Below are 15,092 nucleotides of genomic sequence, written 5' to 3' on the forward strand. Positions count from 1 at the left end.
CGGGACCTTAGACTCTATCCGCCCCCGGCCGGCAGGCGTCCGATTAACGCATGACTTCAGGAGCGACTGGACGGCCGCGCGGAGCAGTGCAACCGAGACTCATCAAGTGTCCCGGTTGTGGCAAAACGAACAGGATTCCCGCGGCTGCTCCCGGCCGTCCGCGCTGCGGCAACTGCAGCCACGACCTGCCATGGATCGTCGACGCCGGCGACTCTGACTTCAAACACATCGCGGAGGAGTCAACGGTGCCTGCCCTGATCGACTTCTGGGCCGAATGGTGCGGCCCCTGCCGGTTGGTCAGTCCGGTCCTGGACCAGCTGGCGACCGAGAAGGCGGGACGGATCAAGCTGGTCAAAGTCGACGTTGACCGGGCACCGGGGCTCTCAGCACGGTTTGCCGTGCAGGCGATCCCCACCTTGATGGTGATTATCGGCGGCATGGTGGTCGCCCGGCAGGCGGGCGCCGCTCCGGCGCCGGCCCTGCGGACCTGGCTGGAACACGCGCTTTCCTCCAGCCTCAGCTGAGCACCCCACGGCTGTGCTCCCGGGATTCTAGGCACATGTTCGGCACAGTTCGGCATACGGAGGAAGCGATGACAGAAATACTGCGCTACGAAGTCGGGTCAGGCGTGGTCCTGGTGGAAGCCGAGGAGGACAGCTTCGGGGTGGAACACCGCTCACGTGACGAACAGGGGATCCAGGACACCGGGCGCAGGTTCGAAGATGCACTCGCAGCCGTCAGACCGGCCGCCAAGGCGGCCGCCGAAGTTTTGGGGGATCTGGCTCCCGAGCATCTGGAGCTGCAGTTCGGCGTGAAAATGGCGGGGGCGGCCGGGGCCATCATCGCCAGGAACGTGACTGAAGCGCACTTCATCGTCCGGATGTCGTGGTCGCCCGAGCAACCGCCGCCCGACGAGGAGCCTGAGTACTAGGGCGTATCTCCTGCAGCCTCGAAGTGATCCCGTCGCCGGGCCGACGACGGGCGACAGAAAGGAACACCTCATGGGACTGATCCACATCGACCTTTTCACCACGCTCGACGGCGTCGCACAGGCGCCCGGCGGGCCGAGTGAGGACCCCGAAGGCGGGTTCACGTTCGGCGGCTGGCAGGCACCCCTCATCGACGAGGTGGTCGGCGAACAGATCGACGCCGGGATGGAGGGGATGGACGCGCTGCTGCTCGGGCGCCGGACCTACGACATTTTCGCCGGGTACTGGCCACACGCGGACGGGGACATTGCGCGGCTGTTCAACCGCCTCCCGAAATACGTGGCCTCGCGCCGGACGCCCGCCCTCGAGTGGGCCGGCTCCACCCTGCTCGGTCCCGATGTCGCCGCCGCCGTGAGCGAACTGCGCGACCGCCACGCGAACATCCACGTGATCGGCAGCCTCGACTTCGTGCAGACCCTGTTCGCCGAGCGGCTCTTCGATCGGCTCACGCTCTGGGTGTATCCGATCCTCCTCGGCAGTGGAAAGAAGGTCTTCGCCCGCGGCGTGGTCCCGACGAACCTCAGGCTCATCGAGCCGGTGGTCGCCTCACCGAAGGGTGCGGTGTTGCAGCGCTATGCCCTCGCCGAGGGCACGCCCGGCGTCGGCGATATGTCGGCTGTCGACTGATCGCGGCCCTGCTCTGCGGGGCAGGTTCGCCCTGTCCGGGGCGCTACGTTCGCGAACGGCGGCCGCCGCGGGCACCCAGCCCGCCGAGCAGCGGCGATCCCATCCCCAGCAGGAAACCGAAGTCATACCAGTTGCCTGCCCTGGCGGTGTTGTAGAACGGGAATTCCGCCCAAGCTCCGAACACGTGCGCGATGAGCACGATCCACGCCGTCAAACCGTTCCAGAAGCCCCACAGCAGGTCCTGCCACCACATGATATTCCTCTCCGGTGCCGCCCCTGTGGACAGGTTAAGGCGCTGCCGGGTTCTGCACTAGGGACTCAGTGCCCCACTTGATCCGTGCATGCTGCGCCGGGCAGAACGTAATGCGTCAGTGCCGGGAGGGCAGGCGGCCCAGGCCTTCCACGAGTTCGGTCCGGGCGCCGCACAGAGCGATCCGGATCCAGCCTTCACCGATGGAACCGAAGGCCGTGCCCGGGGCGAAGGAAACCCCGGAATCGGCCAGGAATTTCCGGACCCAGGACCGCACATCGCCACCGCTCACGTGGGAAACGTCCGCCCACAGGTAGAAGGCCCCCTGCGCCGAGAGGAACGGAATGCCTTTGGACTCAAGCACGGCCGAGGCCGCGTCCCGGTTGGCCCGGTAGTGGGCATGGGCCTGGCTGACGTAGTCCTGCGGCCCCGTGAGCGCGGCGATCGCGGCGTACTGGGAAGGCGAGGCGACGCAGGAGACGATCGACTCCATGACGTTGTTCATTTTCCGCTCCAGCCCGGGCGGGCAGATCAGTGCCCCGATCCGGAGTCCCGTCAGTCCATAGGTCTTGGACAACGTCAGGGACGTGAAGACCCTGGCCTCGCCGGGGACGTCGCTGTCAAAGCGGGCAGGGCTGACGTGGGGTACGTCGTAGGTGAAGGCCTCGTAGCATTCGTCGGAGATGATCCAGAGGTCGTGGCGGCGGGCCAGGTCAACGAGGCTGCGGGTCAGTTCGCCGCCCAGGACTGCGCCCAGGGGATTGGAGGGCGAATTCAGGACCAGCACCTTGGTCTGCGGCGTGATGAGGGACTCAAGGTCCTCGATCCTCGGCTGGAAGTCGTGCTCAGGGTAGAGCGGGTACCGAACGGGCACTGCGTGCAGGAGCCGGCTGGTCATGGCAAACGTGGGGTAGCCGGGGTTCGGGATCAGGATCTCGTCACCGGGGGAGAGCAACAGGCTCATGGCGAAGTGGAGGCCCTGCTGGGCGCCGTCCACCACGTAGACCCGCTCTGTTCCGACCTCAACGCCGTTGTGCTCACGGAACCTGGCCGCGAAGGCTTCGCGGAGGGCCGGGATTCCGGCATTCGGTGTGTAGTTGGTCTCGTCGCGGTCCAGGCAGGCCATGCCCGCCTCGAGGACATGGCGGGGGAGCGCGAAGCCTGGTTCCCCGATGCTCAGCACAATGGCGCCGGGGGTGCCCCATGCGGCTTCGGTGATCTCGCGGATCTGGTTGGCGGGGAAGTCGCTGACATGGGCGGCAAGCTCGGGCATGTCTGCCATCCTAACTGCCGCCGTCGTGCTGGCCGCGGGACCCTGCCGCCCGCCGTCGGGCGAAAAGGGAGAGGCGCGGGCGCGGATATACTGGGAGGCGTGCTTTCTGGACTGGTAATAGTGGACAAGCCGCAGGGATGGACCAGCCACGATGTGGTTGGACGGATGCGGCGGCTGGCCGGTACCCGGAAAGTGGGGCATGCCGGCACGCTGGATCCCATGGCGACGGGCGTGCTGGTTCTCGGTATCAATAAGGCCACCCGCCTGCTGACCTACATCGTCGGAACCTCCAAGACGTACACGGCCACCATCCGCCTCGGCGAATCCACCGTGACGGACGACGCCGAAGGTGAGGTAATCAGCAGCCAGTCTGCCGCTGCCATCACCGAGGAAGCCATCCGGGCCGGCGTCGCGGCACTCACCGGCGAGATCCAGCAGGTCCCCAGCAGCGTCAGCGCCATCAAGGTCAACGGCGAACGCGCCTATGCCCGGGTCCGGTCCGGCGAAGACGTGAAACTGGCTGCGCGGCCGGTCACCATCCACCGCTTCGACGTCCATGCAGTCCGGCCCGCGGGTGACGGTGACGTCCTTGACGTGGATGTCACCGTGGAATGCTCGTCCGGAACGTATATCCGTGCCCTGGCGCGGGACCTGGGCGAAGCGCTGGGCACGGGAGGCCACCTGACGGCGCTTCGGCGGACCCAGGTCGGCCCGTACACGCTGGACCAGGCCCGGACGCTGGAGCAGTTGGCCGGGGAACTCGAAGTGCTGGAGATGTCGCAGGCGGCGCGGGCGCTCATGCCCAACCGCGAGCTCAGCGCGGAGGAGGCCACTGAAATTTCCTTCGGGCGCCGCATCGCCGCAGGTGCAGGGGCAGGAACGCCGGCCGCCGCCACCGCAGACAAGCCCGCCGCAGCTTTTGCGCCGGACGGCTCGCTGGTGGCACTGCTGGCCGACGCCGGCGGCTATGCGAAGCCGGTGCTGGTTTTCGCGCCCGGTAACGAACAGCAGGCCACGTAGTTTGGACGCGTACTTTTACATCATTCTGGCGGTCGGGCTGCTTTCCACGATCATCTGCACCGTAGCGGGGATCCTGAAGAAAGCCCCGAACGATGCCACCCTCCTGTCAGTCGCCGCCGTCGAACTGGCACTCCTGGTGTACCTGGTGGGCTCCATCGTCCGCGTGGCGTCGGGAGAGCAGATCGCCGGCGAAGCGTGGGAGTTCTGGGGCTACCTGGCCACTGCCCTGATCCTGCCCATTGGCGCCGTGTACTGGTCCATCCTGGAGCGCACCCGGTGGAGCAACTTTGTCCTGGCTGCCGTGGGCGTTACCGCCCTGGTGATGGCCGCCCGCATGAACCAGATCTGGTACTGAGTGGAAGAAGCAGACGTGACTCCGCAAACCCCCGTCAACAAGGCCGGCGCGGCTCCGAAGGCCCCGTCCAAGGACACCCGGAACACCGGCCCCGGGCGGCTGCTGATCGCGGTTTATGCAGTGTTCGCCATCTCCGCCACCGCACGGGCGGGATACCAGATTCTCACCAAGTTCTCCGAGGCTCCGCTTGCGTACCTGCTTTCGGCGTTCGCGGCACTCGTTTACGTGGTCGCCACGGTCTCGCTGGCGAAGGCCGGCAGGACCTGGTTCAAGGTGTCAGTGGCTGCCGTGCTGGTGGAACTCGTAGGTGTGCTGGTGGTGGGGGCCCTCAGCATCTTCGACTCCGTCAGCTTCCCGCATGAAACTGTCTGGTCCCTCTTCGGCCGCGGCTACGCATTCATCCCGCTGTTGCTGCCCATTCTTGGCCTCGTCTGGCTTTACAAGCGGCGGCCTGCGCGTCGCGGGATCTAAGTCGGCGGACCTAAACTGTCAGACCCTCGAGGCAGAGTTATCCCATGGAGGTCTTGGGGGAACTCGCTGACGCAGGAGGGGCGTTGCGGTGGGCCAAATTGCCCGCCGCCGCTTCTGCTGTTCGGCCCGCTTCCGGTCCTGGCCTGCGCAGCGTCCCCGCCGGACCGCAGCCTTCTCAGGCGATAGCGTCCGACGGCGGTGAGCCCGGTGATCTCGCCCGGGTCCTTGGGCTGATGGCGGCTTTGAGTTCGACGGCGGTTGCCGGCTCTGCGGTGATGAGCTTCCGGGAGGCGGCTGACTTCGCTGCGAACGTTGAGGAAATCGCCCGGTCCATGGAATACCTGCAAGTGGTCGCAGCCGGGGCTGTGGAGCGGACCCGGCGGGAGGCTGTTTCTGCGGCACGGGCTGGCTCTGGCTCCGGTTCCGGGGTTGATTGGACCACGGGGTGGGGCAGCCAGAAGTCCACAGCCCCGGATCCGGGTGACGACGGGTGCCGGAACACTACCGAGTTCCTGCGTATGAGGCTGAGGATCGGTGCCGGCGAAGCCCGCCGCCGGCTTGCGCTGGCCGAAGCGGTGCTGCCAACGACCGGGATCACCGGGCACACCGAGCCGCCGGAACGGCCCGAACTCGCCGCCGCCGTGGCCGCGGGGACCGTTGCGTCCCGCGCCGCGAGCATCATCACCCTGGCCCTGGACCGGGTCCGCCATCATGCCCCCGAAGACGCCGTGGCCCGGATGGAACACAACCTCACCAGCGCAGCGGCGGAACACGACACCGATTTCCTCTCCCGTATCGCCCGGCGCTGGGTCGACGGGCTCGACCAGGACGGCTCCGAACCGTCCGAGGAAGAACTCCGGCACCGCCAAGGCGCGTTCATCCGGAAACCTCGGCGGGGACTGCACCACGTGGAAATCTTCGCCACCCCGGACCAGTACGAGCCCCTCCTGACCGCGATGAACACCGCCACTAACCCCCGCACCCGCCCTGGCGACACGGACACCACTTCAGCCGATGCCCTGGACCCGCGGACCAGGCCGCAGCGGCTCCTCGACGGCCTCGTCGGCGCCTCCAAAGCAGGACTCAGCACCGGAGACCTGCCCGCTGCCGGCGGGCTGCGGCCACAGGTCATGGTCACCATCGACTACCGCGACCTGCTCGACAAACTCGAACAAGGCATCCCGGGCACGGGCTCCTTCACGTTCACGGGACCCGTCACCGCCGCCACCGTCCGGAAGATCGCCTGCGATGCGGACATCATCCCCGTCCTCCTCGGCAGCCAGGGCCGCATCCTGGACATCGGCCGCACCACCCGGATCTTCCCGCCGCACATCCGCAAAGCCATCACCGCCCGCGACCAGGGCTGCGCCTTCCCAAGCTGCACCATCCCGGCCCCCTGGTGCGAAGCCCACCACATCACCTACTGGTCACACGGCGGAGCCACCAGCACCGACAACGGCACCCTGCTCTGCAGCCATCACCACCACCTGATCCACAAAGAACAGTGGCACATCCAGGTCAAAACCGGGATCCCCTGGTTCATCCCGCCACCCCACATCGACCCGAGACAGGTTCCGCGAAGAAACAACTACTTCCGGCTCGAATGAGACGCCAGCGGTTCAAACCACATGCCCTCGGGATCCCATGACACCAGCAAGGGATCCCGGCCGGGCCGGCACCCTCGGACTACCGGAACACGGCGAACATCCTCAACGGTTCCGGTCTGAAATCCGAGCCTTCGGTGAATCCCAGGGCCTCGTAGAACGCGCGTTGTCCGGCTTCGTTGTCCGTGATGAGCACCGTCTGCCTGACGTGCCCGTATCTGGACTGGATGGCTTTCAGCATGGCACGGCCGGCGCCGGAAGCCTGAAACGCTGGATTGACCAGGATGTCCTGTATGTAGCAGATGGTGGCGTCGTCAGAGATTGCGCGCGCCAGACCCACGAGCGTCCCGGCATCGTTTCGGCAAGCCACTACGAACGCAGATCCGCGGATCGCTCGGAGGAGCACGGCGGGTTCAGCCGTGTAGCTGGTCCAACCCACTGATTCGTACAAGTCAATGACTTCCGCGTCGGAAAGCTCGCTGCTGTCGTGAATGCTGAACTCTGGCATCGGACCAGTGTTCCATGGCGGATGGTTGCCGCAGCAGGTCAGGGCATTTTCCGACGACGGCTGATTCAGCGGGGTGCTATCGTGGCAAATCGCCGTGCGCCAGGGTTCAGCGGACGCCAGAGTCCGAGCAAAACAGGGGGAGCAACCCGTGACATCCATTCCGGCAACTCCAGGCCGCGTCCTCTTCTACGGTGTGACGGGCAGCGGTAAGTCGTCGGCGGCCCGCGCTTACGCCCACGCGTCAGGGCTCCCGGAGTTTTCAGCAGATGACGACATTGGCTGGCTTCCCGGCTGGCAGCAACGCAGCGTCGAACACCAGCGGCAGCTCGCGGCTGATGTCGCGTCCCGCGACCGCTGGGTGTTGGACAGCGCCTACGGGGCCTGGCGAGACATTGTTGTACCCCGGGCCGAGCTGGTTGTCGCCTTGGACTATCCGCGGTGGCTGTCGCTTGCCAGGCTGATCCGCCGCTCGGTCCGACGAGTCATCACCAGGCAGCCCGTCTGCAATGGAAACGTGGAAACGCTGGCGAGGCTCTTCGCGGGCGACTCGATCTTCTACTGGCACTTCAATTCATTCGCCAGGAAGAGGCGCGTCTTCCGGGAATGGCAGGCCGATCCGGACATGCCGCCGGTGTTGGTGTTTCGCAGGCCGAGGGACCTGGACAGCTGGCTGGCCCAGGTTGCCGCCGCCACGCCACGTCCTGGGCGCGGCTGACGGTCAGGCGGCTATTTCTTTCCGAAGAGCCCGCCCAGCAGCCCGCCGAGCCCGCCGCCGTCGTCCTTTTTATCCTCAGGACGATCGTCGGTCCGGTTCCCGGCCCGCTCGCCCGGGAGATCGACGTCGATCACTTCGCCCGGAACGGGCGCGCCGGCCTGCGGCCTCGGCTGGCCCAGCGGCCCGGTCGGGGTTTGCGGCGCCGATTTATTCACAGACTCCGGTACTACTGCGCCGCGGGACTGCTGGCCACCTTGCGCACCCCCGCCCAGGATGCCCCCGAGGATGTCCCCGAGCCCGCCTTGCGACCCGCCTCCCTGCGACCCGCCGCCAAGAATGCCGCCCAGGATGCTGCCGAGGTCGATTCCACCCGGTCCGGCCGGGGTGCCTGCAGCATCGCCGCCTACCCCGCCGCCTGCCGGCGCGTTCCGGCCGCCAAGAACCTTGTTGGCGAGGTAGGACATCACGATGGGCGCCAGTATGGGCAGGAGCTTCCGGACGAGGTCGCCGCCCACTCCGCCGAGGTTGGCAGTCCCCGCGAGCTGGCTGGCCACCTGGTCCTGTTGTCCGCCGAAAACATGGCTGACGATCTTTTCGCCGTCGGCGGTGTCTACCTGCGAAGCATCCACGCCGCCGTCGATGAGGCCGTCCTGGTGCTGGGCAAGTGCTGACTCAAGGGAGGCGGCGCCATCCGGCGCCTGTGCGTTGCTCTGCATGCCGGCGAGGAGGGTGGGCACCGCAGCCTCGACGGCAGCCTGGGCGGATGCCCTGTCCGTGCCGAGCAGCCCGGCAATCTGGTCAACGGGAATCTGTTCAAGGATCTCGCGGATGTCAGTCATAGCACTCTCCTTCAGCCCGCTGCGCGGCAGCGGGTGTGGTTGGCTGCGGCGCGCAGCTGCGTCGCCGGATGCTGCCCTTGCATCCTAGTCCGGGACGCAGGGCGGTGGAAGGCCGGACGCGGGGGACCGGCCGCGACGTCGGGCGGCCCGGGCAATTGCAGGTAATCTTAGAGAGTTCCGGGGCCCGGCGCGGCATTCCGGACGAGTCAATGGCAGGCAGTAAAAGGCGAGGTTGATGGTCCACATCTGGAACGATCCGTCCGAGGTCCCAGCGGACTTCGGCCCTACCGTCGTCACGTTCGGCAATTTCGACGGCGTGCATCGGGGGCATCAGCAGGTGCTCTCACAGCTCATCCGCACCGCCCGACTGAACCGTGCCCGCGCCGTCGCGATCACCTTTGACCCCCACCCCGCCCAGGTGCACCGGCCCGAATCCGCGCCCGAACTCATCATGGGCCTCGAAGACAAGCTCGTCGCCCTGGGTGAGCTGGGCCTGGATGCCGTCCTGGTGATGAAGTACTCCCTGGAACTGGCAAGCCTCACGCCGGAAGAGTTCGTTGCCAGCGTCCTCGTCGACAGCCTCAAAGTCAGCCACGTGGTGATCGGCCACGACGCCCGCTTCGGCCGCGGCAACTCCGGTGACTTGTCCACCATGCAGGAACTGGGCGAGAAGTTCGGGTTCACCGTCCAGGTCATCAGTGAGTTCGGTTCTGAAGGTTTTCCCATTCACGACGACGGCGGCACGGACCGCCGTTGTTCGTCCACCTGGGTTCGTGAGGCCTTGCGGGACGGCGACGTCTCCACGGCAGCAGCCGTCCTGGGCCGTCCCCACCGGATGCGCGGCGCGGTGGTCCACGGCGCTGCCCGCGGCCGTGCGCTCGGTTTCCCCACCGCCAATCTGGCGTCGGACGCCAGCGGCTACATTCCGGCCGACGGCATCTACGCCGGCTGGCTCGTTGACCAGGCCGGCACCAGATGGCCGGCGGCCATCTCCGTGGGTTCCAATCCCACGTTTGACGGCGTCAGCAGGCAGGTTGAAGCACACGTCATCGACCGGCCGGAAGAGCCCGTTGAAAACTTCGATCTGTACGACCAGACAGTAGTTGTGGAGTTCGTGGCGCGCCTGCGGGGCATGGTGGCGTACCGTGGGCCGGAGGCGCTCGTCGATCAGATGCGCCTGGACGTCGTCCAGGCCCACGACATCCTGTTCCGGCGCTGACCCCAGTCACTGGCAAGGAAGGCACCGCTGTGTCCGTAGAGAAAAACACAAGGAAACTGGAAAAGGACATTGTCCGGGATTTCAGTTCACGGATGAGCTATGCGTCGTACCTGCAACTGCCCACGCTGCTCAGCGCGCAGCAACCGGTCAGCGATCCTGAACACCACGACGAACTGCTCTTCATCATCCAGCACCAGACCACTGAGCTGTGGCTGAAGCTGGTCCTTCACGAGCTGCGCAGTGCCGCGGCCTGGCTCCGCAGCGACGACCTTGGCTCCGCGCTGAAAGCGATTGCGCGGGTCAAACACATCCAGAAGACCTTGACCGAGCAGTGGTCCGTGCTGGCCACGCTGACACCCACCGAGTATTCACAGTTCCGCGGCTTCCTGGGCAACTCGTCGGGGTTCCAGTCCAGCCAGTACCGTGCCGTGGAGTTCGTCCTCGGCAACAAAAACCGCAAGATGCTGCCGGTATTCGAGTCAGACCCGGAAGCGTATGAGCAACTGAGCCGCGTACTGGAAGCGCCGAGCATCTACGACGAATTCCTGGCCTACCTCCACCGGCAGGGCTTCGATATCCCGGCATCCCTGCTGGAACGCGACGTCACCAAGGCTCACCAGTTCTGCCCGGAACTGGTGCCGGTGTTCAAGCACATCTACGAGAATGCGGCAAGCAACTGGGGCGCCTACGAGGCCTGCGAAGAACTCGTGGACCTGGAGGACAACTTCCAGCTGTGGAGGTTCCGGCACCTGCGGACGGTGCAACGGACCATCGGCATGAAGTCCGGGACCGGCGGGTCCAGCGGGGCCGCGTTCCTGCAGAAGGCCCTGGAACTGACCTTCTTCCCCGAGCTTTTCGCTGTCAGGACGGAGATCGGCCAGTGAGCACGGTTCACCAGACTCAAGAGGCCCTGCGGCAGCGCGCCGTCGAGCTCGACGCCGCGGACCCGCTGGCGGGCTACCGAGACCATTTCGTCGGAACGGACACCGACCTTTCCTATCTGGACGGGAACTCGCTGGGCCGCCCGCTGAAGCGGACCGCCAAGGACATCAACAGCTTTATCCAGCACAGCTGGGGCGGCCGGCTGATCCGCGGCTGGGACGAGGAATGGCTCCGGCTGCCGGAGGCCATCGGCGACCAGCTGGGCCGGGCGGTGCTGGGAGCTGCTCCCGGGCAGACCATCATCGCCGACTCCACCACCGTTGTCCTTTACAAGCTGATCCGTGCGGCCCTCGCGGCGGTCAAGGATCCGGCCAGAACCGAAATCGTCCTGGACACAGACAACTTCCCCACGGACCGCTACCTTCTGGAGGGCATCGCCCGGGAAGAAGGGCTGTCGCTGCGATGGATCGAAGCCGATCCCGCCGCCGGGGTGACCGTTGAACAGGTGCGGCGGGCTGCCGGGCCGGCCACCGCCGTCGTGGTTCTCAGCCAGATCGCCTACCGCTCCGGCTACCTCGCCGACCTGCCGGCGATCACTGCGGCAGTGCACGACGCCGGCGCACTGGTGGTGTGGGACCTCTGCCACTCCGCCGGGTCGGTGGAGATCAACCTGGACGCCGCCAGCGTCGACTTCGCCGCAGGCTGCACTTATAAGTACCTCAACGGCGGACCGGGTTCACCGGCCTTCGCGTATGTCAATGCCCGGCACCTGCCCGGGCTGAGCCAGCCGATCTGGGGATGGATGGGCCGCAAGGACGCTTTCGAGATGGCGGCAGGGTATGAGCCGGCCCCCGGCATCCGCAGCTTCCTCAGCGGAACGCCGGCCATCTTCGGGATGATCGCCATGCAGGGCACGTTGGACCTGATCGAAGAAGCCGGGATGGCCGCACTCCGCGAAAAATCCCGGAAGCTCACGGCTTTCGCGCTAGAACTCCACGACGCCTGGCTGGCACCGGCCGGCGTCGAACTGTCCACCCCGCGGGACCCGGAGCAGCGGGGGAGCCACATCACCGTGGACCACCCCGGCTTCCGGGAGATGACCGCCGAGCTCTGGGCACAGGACGTCATCCCGGACTTCCGGGCGCCGCACGGGATCCGGATCGGGCTGTCGCCGCTGAGTACGTCGTTCCTGGAGGTCTACCGCGGTGTTGCCGCCATCCGGGATCTGCTGCCGCGCCCGTAGGGGTACGGCGTGTTTCGACAAGATTGCGGCCGGGCCGGTAAACTAAACGTTGGATCCGGCTGCAGTCCGTGGCGGCTGGTCCTTGTTATGTGCAGGAATCCCCGAATTTGCGGGGATGTCCGGCACAGGCACACCCGGCAGTGAGTTACTGATTCGGGCCTCACGGCACATCTCTAGGAGTTATTGTGGCACTTGACGCCGCTGTAAAGCAGTCCATCATCAAGGATTTCGCAACGTCCGAAGGCGACACCGGTTCGCCGGAGGTCCAGGTTGCAGTCCTGACTCAGCGGATCAAGGATCTCACTGAGCACATGAAGGAGCACAAGCACGACTTCCACACCCAGCGCGGTCTGCTGGCCATGGTTGGTCGTCGCAAGCGTATGCTCACCTACCTCAAGAACACTGACATTGCACGCTACCGTGCGCTCATCGAGCGCCTCGGCCTGCGCCGCTAGTCAGCTCTAAGGGGCGGCCCCTTCCGTGTCGGAAAGGGCCGCCTTCTTCAAACAAAACTAAACAGGAGGATCAACCGCATCACGCATTCGCGGTCCTCGGTAGTGATTCCCGGGAACGGCTTCGAAGAGTGAAGCCCGGCCCGTGGGTCTCGATCGATGACCGGGTGCAGTGCAGGCCAGTAGACAGATGCTGGACTGGGTTGATGCGGCTGGACTTCCGTTAACCAAGAAACGGAGGTGACTCTCTTGGAGGGTCCCGAAATCCAGTTCTCAGAAGCCGTCATTGACAATGGCCGCTTCGGCAAGCGTGTAATCCGCTTCGAAACCGGCCGCCTTGCCAAGCAGGCAGCCGGCGCAGCCATGGTGTACATCGACGAAGACACCGCGCTGCTGTCCGCAACCACCGCCGGCAAGCACCCGCGTGAAGGCTTCGACTTCTTCCCGCTGACCGTTGACGTCGAAGAGCGTATGTACGCCGCCGGCCGCATCCCGGGCTCGTTCTTCCGCCGCGAAGGCCGCCCGTCCACCGAAGCCATCCTGGCGTGCCGCCTCATGGACCGCCCGCTGCGTCCGGCCTTCATCAAGGGCCTGCGCAACGAGGTCCAGATCGTCGTCACCGTGCTGGCGATCAACCCGGACGAGCTCTACGACGTCGTGGCCATCAACGCCTCCTCGATGTCCACCCAGCTCTCCGGCCTGCCCTTCTCCGGCCCGATCGGCGGCGTCCGCGTTGCCCTCGTTGCCGACGAGAACGGCTCGCAGTGGGTTGCGTTCCCGAAGCACTCCCAGCTTGAGAACTCCGTGTTCAACATGGTTGTTGCCGGCCGCATCGCCGGTGACGACGTCGCCATCATGATGGTCGAAGCCGAAGCGACGGACAACTCCTGGAACCTGATCAAGGAACAGGGCGCCACGGCTCCCACCGAAGAGGTTGTTTCCGAAGGCCTTGAGGCTGCCAAGCCGTTCATCAAGGCGCTGTGCGATGCGCAGGCCGACCTCGCCGCCCGTGCCGCAAAGCCGACCGTCGAGTTCCCGGTCTTCCTCGACTACGAGGACGACGTTTACGCCGCCGTTGAGGCTGCCGGAGCCGAGAAGCTTGCCGCTGTCTTCCAGATCGCTGACAAGCAGGAGCGCGACACCGCTTCGGACGCCCTGAAGGACGAGGTCATCTCTTCCCTGGCCGGTCAGTTCGAAGGCCGCGAGAAGGAGCTGTCCGCAGCGTTCCGCTCGGTCACCAAGCACGTTGTGCGCCAGCGTATCCTCAAGGACCAGATCCGCATCGACGGCCGTGGCCTGACGGACATCCGCCAGCTCACCGCCGAGGTTGAGGTCCTGCCCCGCGTCCACGGTTCGGCCATCTTCGAGCGCGGCGAGACCCAGATCATGGGTGTCACCACGCTGAACATGCTGAAGATGGAACAGCAGATCGACTCGCTGTCTCCCGTGACGCGCAAGCGCTACATGCACAACTACAACTTCCCGCCGTACTCCACCGGTGAGACCGGTCGTGTGGGCTCGCCCAAGCGCCGCGAAATCGGCCACGGTGCCCTGGCAGAGCGCGCGCTCGTGCCGGTGCTGCCGTCCCGCGAGGAATTCCCGTACGCCATCCGCCAGGTGTCTGAGGCTCTCAGCTCCAACGGTTCGACGTCGATGGGTTCCGTCTGCGCCTCCACGCTCTCCATGCTCAACGCTGGTGTGCCGCTGAAGGCAGCTGTTGCCGGTATCGCCATGGGCCTGGTTTCCGACCAGGTTGACGGTCAGACCCGCTACGCAGCGCTGACCGATATCCTCGGCGCCGAAGACGCTTTCGGCGACATGGACTTCAAGGTTGCCGGTACGTCCGAGTTCGTCACGGCCATCCAGCTGGACACCAAGCTCGACGGCATCCCCGCGTCCGTGCTGGCAGCAGCACTGAAGCAGGCCCGCGAAGCCCGCCTGCACATCCTGGATGTCATCAACTCCGCGATCGACACCCCGGATGAGCTCTCGGAGTTCGCGCCGCGCGTCATCGCGGTCAAGATCCCGGTTGACAAGATCGGCGAGGTCATTGGGCCCAAGGGCAAGATGATCAACCAGATCCAGGAAGACACCGGCGCCGACATCTCCATCGAGGACGACGGCACGGTCTACATTGGCGCCACCAACGGTCCGTCTGCCGACGCAGCACGCTCCGCCATCAACGCCATCGCCAACCCGCAGGTTCCGGAAATCGGCGAGCGCTACCTGGGTACGGTCGTCAAGACCACCACCTTCGGTGCCTTCATTTCCCTGACCCCGGGCAAGGATGGCCTGCTGCACATCTCCGAGCTGCGCAAGATCGCCGGCGGCAAGCGCGTTGACAACGTCGAGGACGTCGTCTCCGTGGGCCAGAAGATCCAGGTCGAGATCACCAAGATCGACGACCGCGGAAAGCTGTCCCTGTCCCCGGTTATCGCCGAGGAAGAAGGCGCTGAAAGCGCTGAGTCCGTCGAGGCTGCTGCAGAGTAGTCTGCAGAGCCTGTCGTAGTACCAGCAGGACGGCGGGGCCGGTGGATCATCCACCGGCCCCGCCGCATTTAAGCCGAGCGATTGAACGACGGTTCCCGGAGCCGCGTGGGAATGGTCCGCTGGTACGATTGCAGGCAGATTTGGCACCGTATTCG

17 protein-coding genes are annotated in these 15,092 nt (G+C 65.8%); 13 read left to right on the forward strand and 4 right to left on the reverse strand.

What is annotated here, in order from left to right:
* Positions 1-50 precede the first annotated feature (50 nt).
* The 3 genes from trxA (at position 51) to Q8Z05_RS14885 (ending at position 1,616) form a co-directional block, all read left to right on the forward strand.
* Positions 51-524 (forward strand): thioredoxin, encoded by a 474-nt coding sequence (gene trxA, locus Q8Z05_RS14875; RefSeq protein WP_371745862.1) that lies wholly within the window; start codon positions 51-53, stop codon positions 522-524.
* 68 nt (positions 525-592) lie between these two features.
* On the forward strand, positions 593-931 hold the full coding sequence (locus Q8Z05_RS14880; protein WP_305940380.1) for a CU044_2847 family protein: 339 nt from the start codon (positions 593-595) through the stop codon (positions 929-931).
* 70 nt (positions 932-1,001) lie between these two features.
* Positions 1,002-1,616, forward strand: coding sequence for a dihydrofolate reductase family protein (locus Q8Z05_RS14885; RefSeq protein WP_305940381.1), 615 nt, complete (start codon positions 1,002-1,004; stop codon positions 1,614-1,616).
* Between the two features lie 43 nt (positions 1,617-1,659).
* Here Q8Z05_RS14885 and Q8Z05_RS14890 read toward each other — a convergent pair whose 3' ends face one another.
* Both Q8Z05_RS14890 and Q8Z05_RS14895 read right to left on the reverse strand, forming a co-directional pair.
* A complete protein-coding gene (locus tag Q8Z05_RS14890; protein ID WP_305940382.1) occupies positions 1,660-1,869 on the reverse strand; it encodes a hypothetical protein in 210 nt (69 codons plus the stop codon).
* A 115-nt stretch (positions 1,870-1,984) separates the two neighbouring features.
* Positions 1,985-3,139 (reverse strand): pyridoxal phosphate-dependent aminotransferase, encoded by a 1,155-nt coding sequence (locus Q8Z05_RS14895; protein ID WP_305940383.1) that lies wholly within the window; start codon positions 3,137-3,139, stop codon positions 1,985-1,987.
* Positions 3,140-3,238: 99 nt separating this feature from the next.
* Here Q8Z05_RS14895 and truB point away from each other — a divergent pair, with 99 nt between their 5' ends.
* The 4 genes from truB to Q8Z05_RS14915 are packed head-to-tail and all read left to right on the forward strand — an operon-like array spanning position 3,239 to position 6,592.
* Complete coding sequence (gene truB, locus Q8Z05_RS14900; protein ID WP_305940384.1) at positions 3,239-4,159, forward strand: tRNA pseudouridine(55) synthase TruB; 921 nt, start codon at positions 3,239-3,241, stop codon at positions 4,157-4,159.
* Between the two features lies 1 nt (position 4,160).
* Entirely contained in the window at positions 4,161-4,514 is a 354-nt protein-coding gene (locus Q8Z05_RS14905) for a hypothetical protein (protein ID WP_305940385.1), read from the forward strand.
* Between the two features lie 15 nt (positions 4,515-4,529).
* The gene (locus Q8Z05_RS14910; protein ID WP_305940386.1) at positions 4,530-4,985 is read left to right on the forward strand and encodes a hypothetical protein; all 456 of its coding nucleotides are present in this window, start codon (positions 4,530-4,532) and stop codon (positions 4,983-4,985) included.
* Positions 4,986-5,029: 44 nt separating this feature from the next.
* A complete protein-coding gene (locus Q8Z05_RS14915) occupies positions 5,030-6,592 on the forward strand; it encodes an HNH endonuclease signature motif containing protein (protein ID WP_305940387.1) in 1,563 nt (520 codons plus the stop codon).
* A 79-nt stretch (positions 6,593-6,671) separates the two neighbouring features.
* On the opposite strand, the gene Q8Z05_RS14920 is transcribed toward Q8Z05_RS14915, so the two are convergent.
* Positions 6,672-7,097 (reverse strand): GNAT family N-acetyltransferase, encoded by a 426-nt coding sequence (locus Q8Z05_RS14920; RefSeq protein ID WP_305940388.1) that lies wholly within the window; start codon positions 7,095-7,097, stop codon positions 6,672-6,674.
* Between the two features lie 148 nt (positions 7,098-7,245).
* On the opposite strand from Q8Z05_RS14920, the gene Q8Z05_RS14925 reads away from it, so the two are divergent.
* Positions 7,246-7,812 carry an adenylate kinase gene (locus Q8Z05_RS14925; protein ID WP_305940389.1) on the forward strand — a complete coding sequence of 189 codons (567 nt, stop codon included), beginning with the start codon at positions 7,246-7,248 and terminating at the stop codon, positions 7,810-7,812.
* 11 nt (positions 7,813-7,823) lie between these two features.
* Here the strand turns inward: Q8Z05_RS14925 and Q8Z05_RS14930 are convergent, their stop codons facing one another.
* Positions 7,824-8,651 carry a DUF937 domain-containing protein gene (locus Q8Z05_RS14930; RefSeq protein ID WP_305940390.1) on the reverse strand — a complete coding sequence of 276 codons (828 nt, stop codon included), beginning with the start codon at positions 8,649-8,651 and terminating at the stop codon, positions 7,824-7,826.
* 235 nt (positions 8,652-8,886) lie between these two features.
* On the opposite strand from Q8Z05_RS14930, the gene Q8Z05_RS14935 reads away from it, so the two are divergent.
* The 5 genes from Q8Z05_RS14935 to Q8Z05_RS14955 all read left to right on the forward strand — a co-directional run bounded on the left by Q8Z05_RS14935 (position 8,887) and on the right by Q8Z05_RS14955 (position 14,937).
* A complete protein-coding gene (locus Q8Z05_RS14935; protein WP_305940391.1) occupies positions 8,887-9,870 on the forward strand; it encodes a bifunctional riboflavin kinase/FAD synthetase in 984 nt (327 codons plus the stop codon).
* Positions 9,871-9,899: 29 nt separating this feature from the next.
* The gene (gene kynA, locus Q8Z05_RS14940) at positions 9,900-10,754 is read left to right on the forward strand and encodes a tryptophan 2,3-dioxygenase (RefSeq protein ID WP_305940392.1); all 855 of its coding nucleotides are present in this window, start codon (positions 9,900-9,902) and stop codon (positions 10,752-10,754) included.
* Entirely contained in the window at positions 10,751-11,995 is a 1,245-nt protein-coding gene (gene kynU, locus Q8Z05_RS14945; protein ID WP_305940393.1) for a kynureninase, read from the forward strand. The genes kynA and kynU overlap by 4 nt, the downstream gene beginning before the upstream one ends.
* A 185-nt stretch (positions 11,996-12,180) precedes the next feature.
* Entirely contained in the window at positions 12,181-12,450 is a 270-nt protein-coding gene (gene rpsO / locus Q8Z05_RS14950) for a 30S ribosomal protein S15 (protein WP_028271969.1), read from the forward strand.
* Between the two features lie 246 nt (positions 12,451-12,696).
* Entirely contained in the window at positions 12,697-14,937 is a 2,241-nt protein-coding gene (locus Q8Z05_RS14955; RefSeq protein WP_305943582.1) for a polyribonucleotide nucleotidyltransferase, read from the forward strand.
* The last annotated feature ends 155 nt before the right edge of the window (positions 14,938-15,092 follow it).

Source organism: Arthrobacter oryzae (genome assembly GCF_030718995.1).
Taxonomy (GTDB): Bacteria; Actinomycetota; Actinomycetes; order Actinomycetales; family Micrococcaceae; genus Arthrobacter; species Arthrobacter oryzae_C.

Bases quoted from the DNA above. Each gene is read 5' to 3' on its own strand.
- trxA (WP_371745862.1), top strand. From the start codon at position 51: ATGACTTCAGGAGCGACTGGACGGCCGCGCGGAGCAGTGCAACCGAGA.
- Q8Z05_RS14880 (WP_305940380.1), top strand. From the start codon at position 593: ATGACAGAAATACTGCGCTACGAAGTCGGGTCAGGCGTGGTCCTGGTG.
- Q8Z05_RS14885 (WP_305940381.1), top strand. From the start codon at position 1,002: ATGGGACTGATCCACATCGACCTTTTCACCACGCTCGACGGCGTCGCA.
- Q8Z05_RS14890 (WP_305940382.1), bottom strand. From the start codon at position 1,869: ATGTGGTGGCAGGACCTGCTGTGGGGCTTCTGGAACGGTTTGACGGCG.
- Q8Z05_RS14895 (WP_305940383.1), bottom strand. From the start codon at position 3,139: ATGCCCGAGCTTGCCGCCCATGTCAGCGACTTCCCCGCCAACCAGATC.
- Q8Z05_RS14915 (WP_305940387.1), top strand. From the start codon at position 5,030: ATGGAGGTCTTGGGGGAACTCGCTGACGCAGGAGGGGCGTTGCGGTGG.
- Q8Z05_RS14920 (WP_305940388.1), bottom strand. From the start codon at position 7,097: ATGCCAGAGTTCAGCATTCACGACAGCAGCGAGCTTTCCGACGCGGAA.
- Q8Z05_RS14930 (WP_305940390.1), bottom strand. From the start codon at position 8,651: ATGACTGACATCCGCGAGATCCTTGAACAGATTCCCGTTGACCAGATT.
- Q8Z05_RS14935 (WP_305940391.1), top strand. From the start codon at position 8,887: ATGGTCCACATCTGGAACGATCCGTCCGAGGTCCCAGCGGACTTCGGC.